The 20,434-nt window shown below is 64.5% G+C and carries 17 protein-coding genes; 12 read left to right on the forward strand and 5 right to left on the reverse strand.

Annotated elements, in window-relative coordinates; translation table 11 throughout:
• The first annotated feature begins 4 nt into the window (after positions 1 to 4).
• Entirely contained in the window at positions 5 to 970 is a 966-nt protein-coding gene (locus tag CJ177_RS08060; RefSeq protein ID WP_179443169.1) for a 3-hydroxyacyl-CoA dehydrogenase family protein, read from the forward strand.
• A gap of 455 nt (positions 971 to 1,425) precedes the next feature.
• Here the strand turns inward: CJ177_RS08060 and CJ177_RS08070 are convergent, their stop codons facing one another.
• Positions 1,426 to 2,319 carry a dihydrodipicolinate synthase family protein gene (locus tag CJ177_RS08070; RefSeq protein ID WP_005241309.1) on the reverse strand — a complete coding sequence of 298 codons (894 nt, stop codon included), beginning with the start codon at positions 2,317 to 2,319 and terminating at the stop codon, positions 1,426 to 1,428.
• A 548-nt stretch (positions 2,320 to 2,867) separates the two neighbouring features.
• On the opposite strand from CJ177_RS08070, the gene CJ177_RS08075 reads away from it, so the two are divergent.
• Positions 2,868 to 4,361, forward strand: a complete 1,494-nt coding sequence (locus CJ177_RS08075; protein WP_061044500.1) for an MDR family MFS transporter — start codon at positions 2,868 to 2,870, stop codon at positions 4,359 to 4,361.
• Positions 4,362 to 5,756: 1,395 nt separating this feature from the next.
• Here the strand turns inward: CJ177_RS08075 and CJ177_RS08085 are convergent.
• Positions 5,757 to 6,743, reverse strand: coding sequence for a GlxA family transcriptional regulator (locus CJ177_RS08085; protein ID WP_373560038.1), 987 nt, complete (start codon positions 6,741 to 6,743; stop codon positions 5,757 to 5,759).
• Between the two features lie 125 nt (positions 6,744 to 6,868).
• Here CJ177_RS08085 and CJ177_RS08090 point away from each other — a divergent pair, with 125 nt between their 5' ends.
• Positions 6,869 to 7,507, forward strand: coding sequence for an HD domain-containing protein (locus CJ177_RS08090; protein ID WP_025432467.1), 639 nt, complete (start codon positions 6,869 to 6,871; stop codon positions 7,505 to 7,507).
• Positions 7,508 to 7,608: 101 nt separating this feature from the next.
• Positions 7,609 to 8,046 carry a carboxymuconolactone decarboxylase family protein gene (locus tag CJ177_RS08095; protein WP_005241316.1) on the forward strand — a complete coding sequence of 146 codons (438 nt, stop codon included), beginning with the start codon at positions 7,609 to 7,611 and terminating at the stop codon, positions 8,044 to 8,046.
• A gap of 409 nt (positions 8,047 to 8,455) precedes the next feature.
• Here the strand turns inward: CJ177_RS08095 and CJ177_RS08100 are convergent, their stop codons facing one another.
• Entirely contained in the window at positions 8,456 to 8,677 is a 222-nt protein-coding gene (locus CJ177_RS08100) for a hypothetical protein (RefSeq protein ID WP_143548649.1), read from the reverse strand.
• Positions 8,678 to 9,051: 374 nt separating this feature from the next.
• Between CJ177_RS08100 and CJ177_RS08105 the strand changes: the two genes are divergently transcribed.
• From CJ177_RS08105 to CJ177_RS08140, 8 genes are all read left to right on the forward strand, one after another.
• Entirely contained in the window at positions 9,052 to 10,596 is a 1,545-nt protein-coding gene (locus CJ177_RS08105) for an NAD(P)/FAD-dependent oxidoreductase (protein ID WP_061701419.1), read from the forward strand.
• Positions 10,593 to 11,525 carry a metal-dependent hydrolase gene (locus CJ177_RS08110; RefSeq protein WP_005241326.1) on the forward strand — a complete coding sequence of 311 codons (933 nt, stop codon included), beginning with the start codon at positions 10,593 to 10,595 and terminating at the stop codon, positions 11,523 to 11,525. Before CJ177_RS08105 ends, CJ177_RS08110 begins: the two co-directional genes overlap by 4 nt.
• Positions 11,522 to 12,625 (forward strand): PDR/VanB family oxidoreductase, encoded by a 1,104-nt coding sequence (locus CJ177_RS08115; protein WP_095867541.1) that lies wholly within the window; start codon positions 11,522 to 11,524, stop codon positions 12,623 to 12,625. Before CJ177_RS08110 ends, CJ177_RS08115 begins: the two co-directional genes overlap by 4 nt.
• Complete coding sequence (locus CJ177_RS08120; protein ID WP_061701416.1) at positions 12,622 to 13,149, forward strand: SRPBCC family protein; 528 nt, start codon at positions 12,622 to 12,624, stop codon at positions 13,147 to 13,149. The genes CJ177_RS08115 and CJ177_RS08120 overlap by 4 nt, the downstream gene beginning before the upstream one ends.
• A complete protein-coding gene (locus CJ177_RS08125; RefSeq protein ID WP_095867542.1) occupies positions 13,146 to 14,630 on the forward strand; it encodes an aldehyde dehydrogenase family protein in 1,485 nt (494 codons plus the stop codon). The genes CJ177_RS08120 and CJ177_RS08125 overlap by 4 nt, the downstream gene beginning before the upstream one ends.
• A complete protein-coding gene (locus CJ177_RS08130) occupies positions 14,630 to 15,601 on the forward strand; it encodes an SDR family oxidoreductase (protein ID WP_025432469.1) in 972 nt (323 codons plus the stop codon). The genes CJ177_RS08125 and CJ177_RS08130 overlap by 1 nt, the downstream gene beginning before the upstream one ends.
• Entirely contained in the window at positions 15,598 to 17,442 is a 1,845-nt protein-coding gene (gene fadD11, locus CJ177_RS08135; protein ID WP_095867543.1) for a fatty acid--CoA ligase FadD11, read from the forward strand. Before CJ177_RS08130 ends, fadD11 begins: the two co-directional genes overlap by 4 nt.
• Positions 17,443 to 17,532: 90 nt before the next feature.
• Positions 17,533 to 18,660, forward strand: a complete 1,128-nt coding sequence (locus CJ177_RS08140; protein WP_095867544.1) for an acyl-CoA dehydrogenase family protein — start codon at positions 17,533 to 17,535, stop codon at positions 18,658 to 18,660.
• Positions 18,661 to 18,739: 79 nt separating this feature from the next.
• Here CJ177_RS08140 and CJ177_RS08145 read toward each other — a convergent pair whose 3' ends face one another.
• Complete coding sequence (locus tag CJ177_RS08145) at positions 18,740 to 19,297, reverse strand: MaoC/PaaZ C-terminal domain-containing protein (RefSeq protein WP_306453382.1); 558 nt, start codon at positions 19,295 to 19,297, stop codon at positions 18,740 to 18,742.
• Entirely contained in the window at positions 19,182 to 20,414 is a 1,233-nt protein-coding gene (locus CJ177_RS08150) for an ATP-grasp domain-containing protein (protein ID WP_231914452.1), read from the reverse strand. Before CJ177_RS08150 ends, CJ177_RS08145 begins: the two co-directional genes overlap by 116 nt.
• Positions 20,415 to 20,434 lie beyond the last annotated feature (20 nt).

Raw genomic sequence — 20,434 nt, forward strand, 5'->3', positions numbered from 1 at the left:
AGTGATGGCCGATCTGGACAAGATTTCACGCACCAGTGTCGTGGGATCGGGGTACATGGGCGGAGGTATTGCGCAAGTCCTCGCCCTGGCCGGATTCCCCGTCGCCCTCGCCGACGTCGACGCGGCAACCGCCGAGAAGTCACGCGACCGTCTGATCACTCAGGCGGCGCAGTACGAATCTCTGGGCCTGTTCCCCGCGGAGGCTGCCGCCGTGATTGCGGAAAATCTCAGCGCAGCACCCTCGATCGAGCGGGCTGTTGCCGACGCCGACTACATCACCGAAGCCGTACCCGAGATCGTCGACGTCAAGCTCGAAACCCTGCGCCGGATATCGTCATCAGCGCGACCGGAGGCGATCATCGGCACCAACACCTCCGCGATACCCATCGACGAACTCGCCAAGGAAGTCTGCGAACCCGCCCGCTTCCTCGGCGTGCACTGGATGAACCCGGCACCGTTCATCCCCGGTGTCGAGCTCATCGCCAGCACCGCCACCGATTCCGAAATCGTCGACGCTGCCGAAGGGTTCATCCGATCCCTCGGGAAAATCACCGCCCGGGTCGCCGATGCCCCCGGTTTCGTCGCCAACCGTCTGCAGTTCGCGCTCTACAAGGAGGCATTGGCGATCGTCGAGGAGGGAACTGCGACACCGGAACAGGTCGACGCTGTCGTCAGCAACACTTTCGGCTTTCGCCTCGCCCTCTTCGGGCCCTTCGCGATCGGTGACATGGCCGGGCTCGACGTCTACCAAGGCGCCTACGAAACCCTCGAGCGGGCCTTCGGGGAGCGGTTCGCCGTCCCCGACCTCCTCACGACCCTGGTCGAGCAGGGCCGTATCGGCGTCAAGTCCGGTCGCGGACTACTCGACATCGCCGAATCCGACAAGGACGCCCTCCTCGCATACCGGGACAGAGCCTATGCACGCCTGTCCGCGCTGCTGGCCGGCCTCGGACCGGCCCCCGGACTGTAACGGGTTCAGTCGCGGATCGAACCGACGGTGGCGGTCGTCGATAGCCTACTGGCCACTAACTGGTACGACCGTCTGATATTTCTTCCGCATCGGGCGGCTGATGCAGGTCTCGACGGCCGGCGTCCGAGGAAGGTAAACCTCCGCGCTCGCTGAGGAAATGGGTGGGCCGACCGATGAGGGCATCTTCGAGTTCACGCTCGCTGCAACCGGCGTCGAGACCGAGGACGTCGAGGTTGTACGGTACTGAAGAATTTCGTGGGCCCAGATCGAACGCGGATAACGGGGAGGCGGTCGCGGAGGGCGAGGGCGTCGGCGATGTCGTCGCGGTCGTGGGTGCGGAGACGGACGTCGTCTGCCATTGGGTGACACGGGCGTTCGATGCCGTTGTGATCACGGCGGGTGCCCGCGTCGTCGGATCCGAGGTTCGGTTGCGCCGGCGTACGCCTCGCTGGAGGTCACAGGAGATCGTCAACCTGCTCGAGTGCGGCGGTGACCCGTGAACGCGTGGCCGCGTCGAGACCGCGTACCGGCTGGGGGAGATTGGGTGATTCGACGAGGCCGAGGTGTTCGGCGATGGCGGATACCACGCGGATGCTTCCATGGGCGCGGAACAATTCCCAGATGGGTTCGAGTCGATTCGACAGCGCGGTGGCTGTATTCCGGTCGTCGTTCCGAGATGCGCGGGTAAGAGCCAGGCACGGCTTGGGAAGCACCCCGGCAAGCACGCTGTACCAGACGTCGCAGCCGGCGTTGAGGCCGGTCGCGGCGGAGGCGTCTCCGCTGACGCCGATCGTGACCGTCGACGGGATCTGAGATCGGAGGGATTTCACTCGACCGGCTGCCTCGGCGGGGTCGACGGGGACGCCGGGAATCTTGATCGATCCGATCTTCGGAAGTGCGGCGATGCGGCCGTGCAGTTCATCGGTGAAGGTGAAGTGGGTGGTACCGGGATTGTCGTAGATGCACAGCGGCACGGACAGTTCACGTGTCACCGCTTCGTAGAGGCCGAACACTTCCTCTGCGGTCAGTTGTTGGTAGGACATCGGTGCCAGCAGCACCGCGGCGGCGCCGGCATCTTGTGCGTCTTCGGCGAGGGCGCGGACGTGTGCGGTGCGCAGCGACCCGATACCGATCATGACCGGTGTGGTGCCCGCTGCGGCCACGGCGAGCTGTGCGACGCGCTTGCGCTCTTCTCTGGTCAGGTAGGCGTAGCTCCCGGTGGACCCGAGGGCGCTGATGGAATCGACCCCCGCGTCGGCCAGGCGCGAGACAATTCCGGAGAACGCTGACTCGTCGATTTCTGTCTCGCTCATGGGCGTAAGGGGGAAGGCGGACAGTCCGGTGAACATCGGTCGAACCTCAATTCGCTCTGGCGTAGCAATGCGACCACTATCGTCCACATACAGGGCGGTCGGGTACTCAGGTAGTCACAGAGCTTCCATGTTTCACGCATGCGGTGGTCACTTTGGCCCGTGGTGATATCCGTTTCGTCCGTTATTGCGGGGGTCTCGACGGTGCTTGGGGGTTGATCGGGGTGGGCTGGGCCTGCCGCGACACCGACGCCACGCTAGGGGCCATTCCACCCGCGGCCGCCGACGAGGGGACGACGGAGAAGGTGTGGTCCCGCGTCGAGTCGGGGTTCGATGTTTTCCGAATCCTGGTGCGCTCGGAAAGGAGATGCCGGCGCCGTTCATTCGTACACAGCGAAGACCAGCGAGCGGGCCCCCCAGTCTCACCCGCCGCCGAGCTGGGCGGCCCGCGTCCCGCGTCGCCCCGAAGTCAGCACGGAAAAAACAATTGGCGGCAGAGCCGGGGGTCGGTAGATTCGGTGGCTGCCCTGCCCCTTTTCCGTCGTTCGCCGGGATGCCCTCAGTTCCCACCACCCGAAAGGTCCACCGTGACCGAACCCACTGGCCTCGTGAACGACGAGGCAAGAGCCGACGACCGAATCGAACGCCGAGACCTCCAGGTGATCGGTGTCCTGTTGGTGGCCAGCTTCGTGGTGATCCTCAACGAGACGGTAATGAGCATCGCCATCCCGGTCCTCCAGGTCGAATTGGGCGTACATCCCAGCGTGGGGCAGTGGCTGACGACCGCATTCATGCTCACGATGGCGGTGATCATCCCGCTCACCGGCTATCTCATCCAGCGCATCCCCACGCGCACTCTGTTCGTGCTCGCCATGTCGCTGTTCACGGCGGGAACGCTGATCGCGTTCGCCGCACCAGGCTTCGGTGTGCTGTTGTTCGCCCGCATCGTGCAGGCATCCGGGACAGCCCTCATGCTGCCGCTGCTGATGACGACGATCATGACACTGGTGCCGCCCGCCCGCCGCGGCGCGATGATGGGCAACATCTCCATTGTCATCGCGGTTGCGCCTGCTCTCGGCCCCACCCTGTCCGGTTTCATCCTCGACCACTTCGGGTGGCGTTGGATCTTCGGATTCGTTGCCCCCATCGCATTGGTCACATTGGTCCTCGGCGCCCGATTCGTTGTTTCGGTGTCCGAGACGACCAAGGCCGGCATCGACATCCTGTCGATCCCCCTGGCGGTACTCGGATTCGGTGGACTGGTGTACGGCCTGGTGAGCATCGGCGAATCGGCCCAGGAATCCGCGACTATCCCGGTGGGGGTGCCGTTCCTCATCGGTGCGGTCGCGATGTCCGGGTTCCTCGCCCGACAGCTCCGGCTGCAACGCGAGGACCGCGCCCTGCTGGACCTGCGCGTGTTCGGATACCGCCAGTTCAGCATCTCGGTCGTCGCGATGCTGGTCGGCATGGCAACGATGATGGGCACCTTCATCATCGTTCCCTACTTCGCGCAGTCGGTGATTCACCTCGATCCGTTCGAAACAGGTCTCATCACACTGCCCGGCGGCCTTCTGATGGGTCTGGCGGGACCGATCGTGGGCCGCATCTACGACCGGCGCGGTCCTCTCGTGCTGGTCATCCCCGGCTCGATCCTCGTCAGCATCGGAGTGTGGATGCTGACGACGTTGAACACGTCCACCTCATTGTGGTGGTTGCTGTTGTCGAACATGGCGCTGTGCCTCGGCCTGGCGGCGACCTTCACACCGCTGATGACATCGGGATTGGGATCGGTGGCCGCTCACCTGTATGCGCACGGCTCCGCAGTGGTGGGCACGTTCCAGCAGGTGGCCGGCGCCGCCGGTACGGCACTGTTCGTCACTGTAATGACGGTCGTCGCCTCACGATCCGATCACCCTCACGATTCACCGGACGCCATCGCCGAGGGGGTGCGAATGGTCTTCCTTGTCGCCGGGATCCTCTCATTCGTGCTGATCGCCGCATGCGCCTTCGTGCGCAAACCGGCGAACCCGGAAAATCACGCACACCCTGCATCGGTAGATACGCCCGCGCAGGGGACCTGAACGGTGGCGCGTGCTGAAAGTCGGCGCCCGAGCCAGAGTTCGCAGCATTTCAGTGGCAAGTTCCCTCGATGGATGTGTTGCGGATGTCGCTCGTGACGGATTCGTTCTCGTGGTGCTGCGGTCACCGTGGCATGAGAAGCCGGCCGTTGTCGTCGCCATGAGTGACGGACGCCGGATTCCGTGCGCCCATCCCAGCCTCGGTTAACGATCTCTCACCGATCCGCAACCGGTGACGGTTCCGCGAACGGCGAGTGACACTGTGAGATGACGACTGGTCTTACGGTCGAACTCCTGGATACGTTCCCTGGCCGCATGTTGATCACTGCCGACGGTCTGCGACTGGCCTCACAAGCTTCGGTTCGGTGACGTGAAAGGTGGCCGCGATGACAGACGCATCACCGGAGCGTCCCGTGCGCTGCGGGTTCCGAAGGTCCGGAGCAGTGGCAACCCGGGTACGTAACGGATCTCTGCGCCGCCGGTGAGGTCGACCCGTTGATTGTTGATTCAGGAGTACTGGGTTTGGGCCGGTGAGCGATTGGCCGGGATGCTCGGTCGCCCTGTGCGGGCGGATTCCGCAGATCGGATGCACGGGGGCGTTCATGGCAGAGCTACCGACGATCATCGGGCCCCGGGGCCGATTGTTGGTGGCTGGAAGCCAAGTGGCGATTGTGTGGCGCGGGCGTTGGTGGGGCGGCTGCTCGATGATGTACGCAGAGAGGGGTTTGTCACGGTTCGTCTCGAGTCGCTTCGTTTCATGACGGCGGCGCACGCGTTGTATCGATCCCAGGGATTTATGGAGACGCCGCCGTTCGCCGGGTCGGAAGCGGGGAGCGCTGGGCTCGTGTCAGGGGCGGTCTTCATGGAGCTCGTCCAGCGGTACGTGTTGACGAGGCTGGTGGCCGTGATCGGCGCGCACGGGTGACAGTGAACGCACTCCGGCCTGCATGGGTACTCCCATACTTGTCGCCATGTGCGGTGTCAGGGTAGCCACCGCGCGGGCTGTTGCCATGCGTCGGGCTGCGCGGCGGCATTCGTCGAGAAACCGCCCCCGAACTGGCCATTGAGGTCAGTCTGGGTGTGGTTTAACGTGGATGGTGCGAGCCGTATCCCGTCGGGTCGAGACTTGACATTCCGGGATACGACTCGCCTTGGGATCAGCGCAGCTCTCGGCCGTGGCAGACACAACGACCACACGGTGCCGTCGTGAGAAGCGCCAATCAGCAGTGACACTGAGCGGCGTGACGGGAGATCGTCACGCACCGCTCCATGGACGCCCGTGGGGTGCGCCCGACCTACGGGCAGAGGGCGGCGATGGTTCGACGCCCGGCCGAAGTTGGCCGGTGTCCAGGAAGTGACGCCCGATGATCGTCATTCCGTTCGGTACGGTGGCCATGGTTATCCTGCGTCCGTGCGGTGTGCGGTGCCGAAGCGGTGTTGGTACGCGGTCGGTGACATCGACAGCTCTCGTGCGAAGACTCTTCGTAGGCTTTCGTAGCTGGGGAATCCGGCGAGTGATGCTGCTTGTGTTGCGTTGTGTCCTTGGTCGAGGAGGGCCTTTGCCATGTCGAATCGGATCAGTTCGACGTATCGGGCTGGCGTGGTGGACAGTTCGGTGCGGAAGAGTCGGGTGAGGTGTCTGGGGCTCATGTTGAGGTGTTCGGCGAGTTCGGGGAGCGAGTGGTTGCCGGCCGGGTCCGCGGTTACCAGATCGACGATTCGGCGGAGGGCTGGTGTGCGCGGCGGCGGGCCTTGGAGTGGGGCGGAGAACTGTGATTGTCCGCCCGCGCGCTGCAGGTAGACCACGAGGCGTCGGGCGACGTCGCGTGTCAGGTCGGGGCCGTGGTCGTCTTCGACGAGTGCCAGCGCGAGGTCGATGCCGGCGCTGACGCCTGCGGACGTGTAGGTGGTGCCGTCGCGAACATAGATCGAGTCGGGTTCGACGTGGGTCGTCGGGTGTCGGACGGCAAGTTCGTGTGCGACCTTCCAGTGCGTGGTCGCGCGTTTGCCCTCCAGGAGGCCGGCCGCCGCGAGGATGAACGCCCCGGTGCAGATGGAGCCGACCCGAGCAGCTCGTGTGGCGAGGGTGTTTGTGGCGTCGACGAGGTCGCGGGCGATGGTGGTTCGGGGGTAGATGTCGCCGCCGGCGACGAGGAAGGTGTCGGGTGCCGGTTCCGATCCTGCGTCGCCGTCGACGGAGATCTTTATGCCGATGGACGATGCCACGTCCGAACCGGTCGGTGACAGGAGCACGATCTGGTAGTCGGCGCCGCATCGATTCGCTTCCGCGAACACTTCGGCGGGGCCGGCGACGTCGAGTAGTTTCACCCCGTCGTAGACCAGGATCGCGACCCGATGTGGGTGGGGGCTGGTGTGCACGCTCATCGCCTGTCCGGATTCGGGTGGGTCATGGCCGGACCGAGGCGGCGCCGGAGGCCGGGTGTGCGGCACCGTTGAGGGACGGAGACATCGTCTGTTCTACAACATCGAAACCTGAAAGTGCAGGGCTCATGACCGAGATCATCGCAGAAGTGGAGATTCCCGAGACGCAGGCGGCGGCCGAGGCCACTGTTCTGATCAGGGAGACGACGAACCCGCTGATTTTCCATCACTCGCGGCGCGTGTTCATTTTCAGCACGCTGCGGGCCCGCGAGCTCGGCCTGCGGCCGGACCCAGAGTTGCTGTATCTGTCGGCGCTGTTCCATGACACGGGTCTGCTCAGGCCGTTCTCGGCCGTGGAGCAGCGGTTCGAGCTCGATGGAGCCGATCACGCGCGCAAGTTCCTGCTCGATCGTGGTTTCTCCGATGCCGCCGCTGAGGTGGTTTGGACGGCGATCGCGCTGCACACCACGCCGGGGATTCCCGGCCGGATGGGGGACGAGGTCGCTGCCACGAACTTCGGAGTCCTCACCGATGTGGTCGGGTTGGGTCTGGACGGGCTGGACCCGGACCAGGTCGCGGAGGTCACCGCTGCCCATCCGCGGGGTGACTTCAAGAACGAATTTCTGCGTGCCTTCGTCGACGGGCTCAGACATCGGCCGGACACCACGTACGGCACGGTGAATGCCGACGTACTGGAGCACTTCGTTCCCGGCTTCCGCCGTGTGAGCATGGTTGATCGCATCATGGGGTCGGCGTGGTCTGCGTGACCGCGACGCACCGGAAGACAGCGTGCGATCTTCTCGTTCAGCACCATCGGTGTGGGTGCCCGGACCCGCAACCATTCGACAGCCTAATCAAAAGGAACATCATGACCAGCGTGAATCTCGGCAAACAGCACCCGTCCGTCTATCAGAGCCTGACGAAGCTGGACGCGGAAGTGAAGGCGGCCCTGGCAACGGCGGAAGCAGACCCGCTCCTGGTGGAGTTGGTGAAGATCCGCGTCTCCCAGCTGAACGGCTGTGCCTTTTGCCTTCGACTTCACACCCGCGACGCCCTCGCCAAGGGGGAGACGACGGATCGACTCGCGGTCGTCGCAGCGTGGTGGGAGTCGCAGTATTTCAGCGACCAGGAGCGCGCGGCGCTCGCTCTCGCCGAACAGGTCACCGCTCTCGCCGTTCCGGAACGGCGAGAGTGGGATGACGGCTCCCTCACCGACGAACAGGTGTCCGCGATCAGCTGGCTCGCGACCGTGATGAACGCCTGGAACCGGGTCGCGATCACCAGCCGCTACCCGGTTGCGCCGTAAAGTTCTCGGCCCTCGGCGCTTTCGCCGAGGGCCGAATGCGCAGCGCGACCCCAACGGACTTCGCTCGCGGATGGGTCTCTGACGACCAGCACGCCCTCTGAACGTCAATCCACCGAAAGCACTGCCACATCCTCATCCGATCGTATTGGAAACCATGTGTGGACAATGCGATTCGGCGTTTGTGTGTCGACACTTGTGTGCCGTTCTCTGCCCGCGGCGTCAGTGTGTTACTGCGTCAGCCGGTCTTCTGGAGGTCGGCGCGGGCGAGGCAGATGTGCGCGGTGTCGTCGAGCGGGGGAGGGGTGTCCATCGGCTTCGGTCAGGCATCCGCGAGCCTGCGGTGGTTGTGTTGGATCCGGCGTGCTGCTGACATTGACCTGGGCCTCGATCACCAACGAAACATGCTCTATTATTCGGCTTTGGAGATTCGGGAGTTCCCGGTGAGCCAGTGCTGGTAAAGGAACGCGAGAGCGCCGAAGATCGCTGTCGAGTTGAGTTGAGTGGTGACCTTGTCGCGTTTTTCGTCGCCGCTCAGCCTGTCGAGCGATGCCGCGATCGGCGCCGTGAATTCCTTGACGAGTTGCTCGCCCCGTTGCGCGAGCTCCGGAACACTCTGCGACTCGACGAACATGATCTTTCCGTCGCGACGATCCTGTGCGATGTAGTCGGTGAAAGCGCGGACGACGTGCCTAATCAGATCGTGTGGCTCCGTCGGGGAGGTGTGTAGCGCCGTGATCAACGTGGCGCGTGCGGTGAGGACGACGCGATCCGGAACGGCGACCAGGAGTTCGTCCCTGCCGGCGAAGCTCTCGTAGAAGTACCGCTCGTGAGGCCTGCTCGGCGGCCGGTGTCGATCTCGGTCATGTCGTCATCCTCTCACTGCGGCGTTCAGGTCGGACGCCTGTGCGGCCTTCCTGTAAATGTTGACATCGACCGCTGTTGACAGCGTGTGATGTCAGTTCTAGTGTCTTCGGCATGCGCGGCATCAACGAGGAGGACGCCCGAATGGTCAGGTCTGCAATACCGGTGGAACTTCCGGTCGACAACGTCGATCACGCACCCGAAAGGGTCGACGTACTCATCGTCGGCGCGGGATTCGGTGGGCTGGGAACTGCGATCAGACTGAAACAAGCCGGCATCGACGACTTCGTCGTGCTCGACCGTGCGGAGGACATCGGCGGAACGTGGCGGGTCAATACCTACCCGGGAGCGCAATGCGACATCCCCTCGATCCTCTATTCATTCTCTTTTGCTCCCAACCCGAACTGGACCAGGCTCTACCCGCTGCAGCAGGAGATCCACGACTATCTGCGCGCCTGCGCTGAGAACTTCGGCATCGTCCCGCACCTGCGGATGGGTCATGACGTGCAAGACGCGACCTGGGACGACGACTCGCAGGTGTGGCACGTGACCACCAGTCACGGAAACTGGGAGGCGCGGATTCTGGTCGGGGCGATGGGCCCGTTCAGTGAACCGGCGGTACCGAACCTTCCCGGACTGGCGAGCTTCCAGGGCGCCGTCTTTCACTCCGCCGCCTGGGACCACGAGCACGATCTCGCCGGGGAAAGGGTCGCGGTGATCGGAACCGGTGCCTCTGCGGTGCAGATCATCCCCCGAATCCAGCCGAGCGTCGGTTCGATGACGGTGTTCCAGCGGACCCCGACGTGGATACTTCCGCATCCCGACCAACCAATGACCGGATGGCCACAAAGATTGTTCGCGCGGGTACCTGTTGCCCAGCGGCTGGCGCGGGCCGGTCTCGATCTGGTCCAAGAGGCGATGGTTCCAGGTTTCGTGTACAAGCCGGCGCTGCTGAAAGGGCTGGCGGCGCTCGGCCGCGCACACCTGCGCCGCCAGGTCTGCAACCCGGAGCTGCGGACAAAGCTCACGCCCACCTATGCGTTCGGTTGTAAACGACCGACGTTTTCCAACTCCTTCTATCCGGCGCTCGCGCAGGCGAATGTGGACGTGGTCACCGACGGAATTCGTGAAGTGCGATCGAACGGGATCGTCACCGAGGACGGCGTTCTGCACGAGGTCGACACGATCGTGATGGGAACGGGCTTCCGGCTGACCGACAATCCGGCGTTCGATGTGGTGCGAGGGCGAGACGGTCGTACCCTGGCCGAGGCGTGGAACGGCAATGCCCGAGCCTATCTCGGCACCACAATCAGTGGATTCCCCAACTTCTTCATGTTGCTCGGCCCCAACTCCGTCGTCTACACCTCGCAGGTTGTGACCATCGAAGCGCAGATTGCGTACATCCTCAGTTGCCTGCAGGAAATGAACGCGCAGGGGGCGGCGAGTATCGACGTCCGCCCCGACGTCCAGCAGGCCTTCGTCGACGAGGTCGACGAGAGGCTACAGACCTCGGTATGGAACACCGGCGGGTGCACCAGCTACTACCTCAGCGGCGAGGGCCGCAACTTCACCTTCTACCCGGGGTTCAACCGCCGCTTCCGCGCGCGGACCCGCCGGGTGGACCTCGACCAATACATCCTCAGCGGGGTCGGAGCCTCGGCAAAGTCGACAGTGAGGACAGCAGGATGATGTCGTTTCCCCGAATAGGTCGAAACCCTGTGGTCGATCCTGTCGGTGCGCGGCGATACACGGACGAGGCACACGCGATCACCGCTCGTGACGTCGAGTTCTCCTGGGACGGAGTGCCGTTGCACTATGTTCCCGGCGAGCCGATGGCCACGCATGTCATCAACTTCATGCACCTGGTACTTCCCGAAGGCGAGCGCGCGATGTCCGCGACGTTGGCCGAGGCGCTGCCGCTGATCGAGGACGAGCGGCTCCACGAGGAAGTGGTGGGGTTCGTCGGCCAGGAGGCGACTCATGCCGCGTCGCACAGGGGTGCCCGTGAACACCTCGCGGAACTGGGCATGGACATCGAACCGATGTCGAAGAAGATGGACTGGCTCGTAGACCGGATTCTGGGAGATCGAGGGCTGTCCGGCCGTGCGAAACGGGCGTGGCTGTGTGAACGGCTGGGCTTGTTCGCCGCCATGGAGCACTACACCGCCGTGGTGGGGGAGTGGCTGCTGACGGACCCCGCACTGGAGAAGGCGGGCATGCACCCGGTGATGCTCGACATGGTCCGGTGGCACGGGGCCGAGGAGGTCGAGCACCGCAACGTCGCCTTCGACGCCTACATGTACGTCGACGGCAGCTATGCCCGCCGCGTACGAACGGCACTGATCGCCAGCCTCACGCTCATCCTGCTGTTCCTGACATCGATGAACTACCTCTTCCGCACCGATCCGTCGGCGGACAAGGGGCACTTCTGGCCACTGCAATTGATCCGTGCAACCAGGCGGGGGCTCGTGCCCAACATCAAATTCCTGATCACGGAAATCCCGCCGTACCTCCGTCCCAGCTTCCATCCCTCGCAGATCGGTGACATGGATGTGGCGATGCGCTACCTCGCACAGTCGCCTGCCGCCAATCCTTCCTACCGAGAAGGCCACTCATGACGATGACGACGTCGGACAGTTCCGCAGGCTCGGACTCCGATACGCCCGACTTCGAACCCTCCAGGGTTCTCCGGCTGGCCGCGCGGGCGACGGTCGCGTACCGGCACGTGTTCGCCGCCAGTCGCGCTGCTCCGTGGCTGTCGAGGCCGAAGCCCGTGCGCAACTGGGGGTTCGATATGAATCTGATCGTTGCGGAGGTGCGGACCGAGGCGGCTGATGTCGTCAGCCTGACCGTGGTGTCGCAGGACGGACGCGACCTTCCGTCCTGGATCCCAGGCGCTCACCTCGACCTGATCCTCCCGTCGGGAAGGCAACGGCAGTACTCACTGTGCGGCGACCCCGACGATCTGTCGTCCTACCGCATCGCGGTGCGTCGGATCGACACCGGTTTGGGTGGTTCGCGGGAGGTTCACGACTCCGTGCAGACCGGGACCCCGATCACCGTGCGGGGGCCTCGCAATGCCTTCCCACTGGTCGCCGCGGAATCGTATCTGTTCGTCGCAGGCGGAATCGGAATCACTCCGATCCTGCCGATGGTGAAGAAATGCCACGACCGTGAGCTGCCATGGAGGCTGGTCTATCTCGGACGCTCCCGAGCGACCATGCCGTTCCTCGGGGAACTCGCCCGGCACTCCCGTGGCCAGGTAGAGATCCGGCCGGACGACGAATTCGGTCCTCCTGATATCGCCGGAATCGTCGCCACGGCTTCACCTGGTGCCGCTGTCTACATGTGCGGCCCGACACCGTTGATGACAACCGCGCGTCGGCTGATGCGCGAGATCGACCCGACCGGATCGCTTCACACCGAACGCTTCTCACCACTTCCGGTGGTCGATGGCCGTGAGTTCGAGATACACCTCGCCCGCCGAGGGACGACTGTGTCGGTCGGGCCGGACGAGACCGCGCTCGCGGCGATCCGCCGGGAGGTCCCCGGTGTCGCCTACTCGTGCCGGCAGGGCTTTTGCGGCACCTGTCGTGTTCGCGTCCTGGCCGGCGAAGTCGAACACCGCGACAGAATCCTGACGCACAACGAACGGGAGAATTCGATGCTGGTCTGTCTGTCCCGCTCGACCGGTGGATCGCTGGTGATCGACCTGTGACGCGCTGGTACCCACTCGCCGCCACCGACGACGAGTTCCTGCAGACCGCCCGATTCCGGCTCGTGCACGTCGTGAACGCGCCGACGGACACCGACCACGTGTGGAGTGTGTTGACCGCAGACGACGCACTGGTGTCGTGGGCGCGGCTGATCACGGCAAGCGAGTGGACATCGTCCCGGCCCTTCGGCGTCGGTACCACCAGAACCGTGACGCTCGGTCACGGCGCCGCGGCTCTGAGGGAACGCTTCTACCGCTGGGACGAGGGCAGACGGATGACCTTCACCGCCGAGTCCGCCCGCAGACCGGGATTCCGCCGGTTCGCCGAGGACATCACCCTGGAACCGTCGCTTGACGGAACCCGGCTCACCTGGACCTTTGCGATGGACACCACGCCCGGGTTTGCCCCATTCCTCGCACTGACCCTGCCAATCCTCCGTCGGGTGACACGGGGATGGGCGAATGCGCTCGCCGACAAGGCGCTCAACGACACGGCGCTCGACGAACCGAGGGGCACCACCCGATGATCACCACCTCGGCTGCGGCCGACATGTTCGATGTGATCAGTCCGGCGACCGGGCAAGTGGTCGGTACTCACCCACGCGGGTCGGCCGACGACATCGACGACGCGGTGCGCCGCGCGCGTGAGATCGCCGGATGGTGGGCGGCAATGGGATTCGAGGCACGGGCCCGGCGACTCGATGCGTGGCGGGGCATCATCGCCCGCCGGGCACCCGAACTCGCGGAGCTCACCCACCTCGAGATGGGCAAGCCGCAAGCGGACGCGATGCTCGAAATTGCGATGGCCTTGGAACACCTCGCGTGGGCGGCGAAGAACGCCGCCCGCGTACTGGGTCGGCGCACGGTCCGCCCCAGCCTCCTCACCGTCAACCAATCGGCCGGCGTCGAATATCTCCCCGTCGGAGTCGTCGGGGTGATCGGACCGTGGAACTACCCGATTTTCACCCCGCTCGGTTCTCTGTCCTTCGCGCTCGCAGCCGGGAACACCGTCGTCTACAAGCCCAGCGAGTACACCCCGGGCGTCGGTGTGTGGTTGGCCCAGACATTGTCCGAAGTCGTGCCGGAACACCCGGTTCTGCAGGTGGTCACGGGTGACGGCTCCACGGGAGCCGCGCTGTGCCGATCGGGCGTGGACAAGATCGGGTTCACCGGTTCCACCGCCACGGGTAAGAAAGTGATGTCCGCGTGCGCGGAGACACTCACTCCGGTCCTGATGGAGTGCGGCGGAAAGGACGCCTTGATCGTCGATGCTGACGGCGACCTCGACGCGGCGGCCGACGCTGCCGTGTGGGGTGGGCTCTCCAACGCCGGTCAGACCTGCCTCGGGGTGGAGCGGGTGTACGTGCACGAAGAGGTATTCGACGCGTTCGTCGATCGGGTGGTCACTCTTGCAAGCACGATCCGGGCCGGTTCCGGCGGGAACGCCCAGATCGGTCCCATCACGATGCCCACGCAGATCGACGTCATCCGTCGCCACATCGACGACGCGATCGGAAAGGGTGGCCGCGCCGTACTCGGAGGGCCGGACGCCATCGAGGGCAACCTCGTGCAGCCGACCATTCTGGTGGACGTGCCGGAGGACAGTGCCGCGGTCACCGAGGAGACATTCGGGCCGACACTGACCGTCACCAGGGTGCGGGATATGGACGACGCGGTCGAACGGACCAACGCGAGCCGATACGGATTGGGGCTGAGCGTCTTTTCCCGCCGACGCGGCGAGGAGATCGCGAGGAGAATCCGCACCGGCGCAGTGTCGGTCAATTCGTACGTCATGTACGCCGCCGTCCCCAGCCTGCCGCTGGGTGGTGTCGGTGATTCCGGATTCGGCCGGGTCCACGGTGCTGACGGGTTGAGGGAGTTCACCTTTCCCCGTGCGATGACGAGGCAGCGATTCCCGTCGATTCTGCCGCTCACCACGTTTCGGCGCACACCACGGACCGACGCTCTGGTCCGAGTTCTCGTCAGACTGCTCCACGGAAGGCATTGATGATGGCCACGTTCAGGACCCGATCGACAATCGCTCGCACCCTGAGAGACCTGGGACTCCCACTTCCCGGTCGAGGCGCAGAGTACAACGTTGCCGGCAAGGTGGTCCTGATTACCGGCGGAGGCGACGGGATCGGACTGGCAGCGGCACGAGCGCTGCATGCCCGCGGCGCCACCGTCGCGCTGATCGATGTCAATCAATCCGCGCTGACGGCAGCCGAATTCGCGCTCGGCAGACGGCGCGTCCTCGCCCTGGTCGCCGATGTCCGCGACCGTCCCGGCATGGATGCGGCCGTACACGGGGTGATCGAGCGGTATGGGCGGCTCGATGTGGTGATCGCGAACGCCGGAGTGACCCCGCCCCCGTCCACCCTCCGCCAGATCGATCCGGCGGGCTTCGACCGCGTGATCGACATCAACCTCACGGGCGTCTTCAATACCGTCCATCCTGCGATCGACGAAGTGATTACGCGACGCGGCCACATCGTGGTGGTGTCGTCTGCGGCGGCGTTCGCACCCGGTCTCGGTGGCGCGTCCTACATGATCAGCAAGGCCGCCGTCGAACAACTCGGCCGGGCACTCCGTCTCGAACTCGCCGGCTACGGCGCCTCCGCGGGTGTGGCGTACTTCGGGATGGTCGACACCCAACTGGCGCGGGCAACGCTCGACGACGACGAGATCGGCAGAAGGCTCGATGCGCGTCTTCCTCGTCCGCTGCGCCGCCGCATAAGTCCGGAGGATGCCGCGACTGTGATCGCGGACGCCATCGCTCGCCGCGCCGGACGCACCCTCGCTCCAGCGGCATGGCAACCGTGGGCACTGGGACGAGGACTGGTGAACGTGCTCGCCGACGGCTACCTGGCGGCCGACGCCGAATGCCACCAACTGATCCGCGAGCTCGAAGAACGCCCCGTCACCGCATATCCGAGTGGATCCACAACAGCCGGTCCTGAACCGAGGAGAACGCCATGACCATCGACGAAGCGCCCCACACCCTGTGCGCAGCATTTCAACGCACCGCCGCCATCGACCCGGACGCCATCGCAATACGGACGGTCGGCAACTCACAGACGTTGACCTGGCGGCACTACTCGAGTCAGGTCCGCGAAGTGGCGGCCGGATTCGCCGCACTCGGAGTCCGCCGCGGCGACACCGTCGCCTTGATGATGGCCAATCGTGTGGACTTCTACCCCGTCGATGTCGGAGCGCTACATGTCGGGGCGACGTCGTTCTCGATCTACAACACGCTTCCCCCATCTGCCATCGCATTCGTTCTCGGCAACGCCGAAGCCAAGGTCGTGGTGTGCGAGGCCCAGTACGTGGAGCGAATCAGGGAATCGGGCGCACTGCTGGAGCAGATCGTCGTCATCGATGCGGAGGCAGGAATTGCCCCGGCCGGGACGCTCACCTTGGACCAGATGAAGGCTCTCGGCTCACCGGAGTTCGACTTCGACGCCGCGTGGCGCTCGGTGCGGCCTGACGATGTTGCAACCCTGATCTACACCTCGGGCACTACCGGCAACCCGAAAGGGGTGGAGTCGACTCATGCCGCATTGCTGTTCGAGGCGGGCGCGGTGTGCTGGATCCTCCCGATCGAGTTCGGAGACCGCATCACCTCCTTCATGCCGTCGGCACACATCGCCGATCGGATGACGGCTCTGTACTTCCAGATGGTGTTCGGAACGCAAGTCACCGTGGTCGCGGACGTACGGCAGATCGCTGCCGCACTTCCCGACTGCCGGCCGACCATCTGGGGCGCGGTACCGCGGGTCTGGGAGAAGCTGAAAATCGCGGTCGAACGGGCAGTGGCGAACGAGCCGGACGATGCACGACGGCACGCGTTGCAGTGGGGCCTCGACGTCGGCGCGCGCCGGATCGAGATGCTCCGCGCAGGGCTCCCCGTACCGAAAGAACTGGAACACGAGTTCGTCGACGCAGAATCGATGGTGTTGGCGCCGATGCGCGCCGAACTCGGATTCGACGAGCTCAGATGGGCCGTGTCAGGGGCGGCACCGATACCCGCCGACACGTTGGCGTTCTTCGCGGGGCTCGGGCTGCAGATCTCCGAGATCTGGGGGATGTCGGAACTGACCTGCATCGCCAGCGCGGCCCCGGCCGATCCCACCAAACTCGGAACCGTCGGCAAGATCGTGCCCGGCATGGAGATGCGGGTCGCGAACGACGGTGAGCTCTTCGTTCGTGGCCCCCTCGTCATGAAGGGTTACCGGGGAGAGCCCGCCAAGACTGGGGACGCCGTCGACGCCGACGGATGGCTGGCCACCGGTGACGTGGTGTCGATCGACCCGGACGGATACCTCACGGTCATCGACCGGAAGAAAGAACTGATCATCAACTCCTCGGGGAAGAATATGTCCCCCGCCACCATCGAGAACGCAATCAAGGCCAGCTCCTCGCTCATCGGCGGCGTGGCCACCATCGGAGATGCGCGGCCATACAACACGGCCCTGATCTCACTCGACCCCGAGGCCGCAGCTAATTTCGCTGCGACGAAGGGCATCCGGGTCGATGCCGCTTCTCTGGCAGCTGACCGCGACATGATCGCGACGATCGCCGCCGCGGTCGGGATGGCCAACACCGGCCTCTCTCGCGTGGAGCAGATCAAACGCTTCCTGATCCTCCCCACCTTCTGGGAGCCGGGCGGCGACGAACTCACCTTGACGATGAAGCTGCGCCGCAAGCCGATCGCCGAGAAGTACACATCCCAGATCGAGCTGCTCTACCGCGACCCCATCGCACTGGGTGTGTATGAGCCTGCCGCCGCCCGGACGGCAGAGGTCCCCGTGGGGAACTGAGACAGCTAACCCATCGTGACTGATTCGCAATAACTTTGGAGACGACCCTTGACTGCTCACACTGCCACCACGAAAAGCGCATCCCCATCGATGGACGACGAACTCGGCGCAGTTGCCGAACTCGCACGCAACTTCTTCGCCAAGGAGGTCACCCCCCACCAACGCCGGTTCGCCGAACAGGGCTTTCCGGACAAGGAGGTCTACGGCACCCTGGGCAGGCTGGGCTTGTCGGGTATGTCGATTCCCACGGAGTTCGGCGGAGGGGGAGGAACTTTCGCTCACGATGCCGTGCTGTTTCACGAACAGGTGATGGCAGGTGACCACTCGCTGCAACTCGGTGTGCACTCGGGAATCGTCCCGCACTACCTGAACGCGTACGGAAGCTACGAGCAGAAATCGCGATGGCTTCCCAAGCTCACAAGCGGTGAATGGGTCGGTGCCATCGCCATGACCGAACCGGGAACCGGCTCAGATCTGCAAAACATCACTACCAAGGCCGTGCGCGACGGGGGTGACTATGTCATCACCGGCGCCAAGACCTTCATCTCCAACGGTCGCAACTGTGACCTCGTCATCATCGCGGCCAAGACCGATGCCACGCTCGGGGCGAAGGGAGTGTCTCTCGTTGTCGCCGAGGTAAACGACGACACTCCCGGATTCTCGCGCGGACAGATCTTCGACAAGCTGGGCCAGAAGGGGCAGGACACCACTGAATTGTTCTTCGACCGTCTTCGCGTCCCCGTGGACAACCTCCTCGGAGAACGCGAGGGTGCCGGCTTCGTCCAGCTGATGCAGCAACTTCCACAGGAAAGATTGATCTGCGGCGTCGCCGCCGTCGCCGCGATCGAACGCGCAGTAGCCCTCACCATCGCGTACACCAAATCGCGGACAATGTTCGGGAATACACTTTTCGATCTCCAGAACACGCGCTTCGAACTTGCCGAATGTGCCTCCCTCGCAAGGGTGTCGCGCACCTTCATCGACGATTGCATCGACAAACACCTTCGCGGCGAACTCGACGTCACCACCGCCGCGATGGCGAAGTACTGGTTGACCGACCAACAGTGCGCCGTGATCGACCGCTGTCTACAACTATTCGGAGGGTACGGCTACATCCTCGAATACCCGATAGCCCAGATGTACGCCGACGCCCGCATCCAGCGCATCTACGCCGGATCCAACGAGGTCATGAAGGAATTGATCTCGAGAGCGCTATAGAAGGCAGACAGTTCAGCATCGGTGCCTCCGTCGGCATCCGGAATCCGGACACCCTCCCGAGGGTGCCCGGTGACGACGACTACCTTGTCGTCGAAGCGGGATTGCTCCAAGATCGACATTGACGAATTCCATTTGTAGCGGTTGCGGGTGGAAGCGCGTCCAATATCGAAAGCTCGCGTTCAGCTGGCCTTCGACAGGCAGCCGATACCGGTGACCACCGCCCCTCTGTGCGAGCGCCGGCACGAGAAATGGCCGGGACCGCCCGCGCGAGTGTCTCGGCACCGTGCAGAACGGTGCCAGGGAGTCCCGCGGCGTGCGCCACGCGGATGTCGACGTGGATGGGATTCCAAATCCTCGCACACTCGGTGTAGAAGACCGCGTTCGCCGCGTCGACTGTGACTTCGTGATGGGCGAGGTTGGTGCCGGATCGTCGGGTGACTTCACCAGCCGCGAACTGCAGCCGAGGAGTGGCGCGACCTCCATGTCTCGCGCGACATCCGCTCTCACCAAACCGCTCCCAGTCAAATAGGCGATGTTGAGCGGAGGGGAGGGAGGAGCACCCGGATCTCGGTCGCGTCCAAGGCTCCTCGGGCTCGCGAAACCGCCGCTCGGGGGTTATCCGCATATGCACGAGCATGTCCGAACCGTGAATCAGAAGTGCGCAGTGGCTCCAACCTGGCACCAGCAGCGCGGTACAGCTCCACTTCGCGCACACCCTCGCCGAGTCGAGCCGACTCGAGGCCGCTTATCGACTGGAGCGTGCAGTCCATCTCGCTTGACGCGAACCAGATTGCCTCGTACCGGGGTGGTCGCGTCGCCGCGTGGGCGAGCTCGGCGCGGAGCCCGTTGAGGAGGTTCCGTTCGCCGAGGGCCTGGCGGACGGTGTACTCGGTCAGGTTCACCGCAAGAGCGTCCTGGACCAGCTGGGGGATGCAATCGCCGGCGAGCCGGGTGTGTGTCTCGATGATCCGAGGCCCGCCCTCGGTCAGCACCAACTCGGTGTGGGTCGGGCCGAAGCCGATCTCCAAAGCCGACAGCACCGAGCGGACGTAGGCGCCGATCGCTGCCAGTTGGTCGGCGCTCACCTGGGCCGGCAGCACGTGGCCTACCTCGACGTGGGCAAACGGGTCGGAGTACTTCTGGGTGACGCAGACGATTTCGTGAACGCCTCCCTCGGAAAATGCCTCCACGCTGACTTGCGACCCGATGTGCAGCCGTTCGACCAGCACGCCTCCGCTGGTCCACTCGCCGGTGACGCCGGCTGCATCGAAGGCCGTCGCCAGATCGGCCTCGGTTTCGATCCGGCGGATTCCTATGCTCCCTGCACCGACGGCGGGCTTGGCGATGCACGGGAATCCGTGGATCCGTGCAAATTCGCGCAGCTCGGCGACGGACCGGACGATGGCGTGGGGTGTGTCGTCTATGCCGAGCGCGGACAGCCGCTCCCGCATGCTCGGCTTGTGGTGCACCCAGTGAATGGTTTGCCTGGTGTGCATAGGAAGGCCGAGTTCCTCTGCGATCACGGCTGCCCGATCCTGATCCCGTTCGGCGAACGACGCGATCTTGGTGAAGGGATCGAGGCGATGGACCGCTGACGCAATCGCCAGCCACTCCTGGTCGCTCGCCTCCGCCCGCAGACCCAATATGCGCTGATGCAAATGTTGCTCACGCAGTTTCGGCACGATGGCGAGCTGGCAGACGACCGACGTCCGCACATCGGTGCCCAGGGACCGCAACAACCCCGGCATGGTCATGCCTCCTCCGACGACAAGCA

The organism is Rhodococcus sp. ACPA1 (assembly GCF_002300195.1).
Lineage (GTDB): Bacteria > Actinomycetota > Actinomycetes > Mycobacteriales > Mycobacteriaceae > Rhodococcus_F > Rhodococcus_F opacus.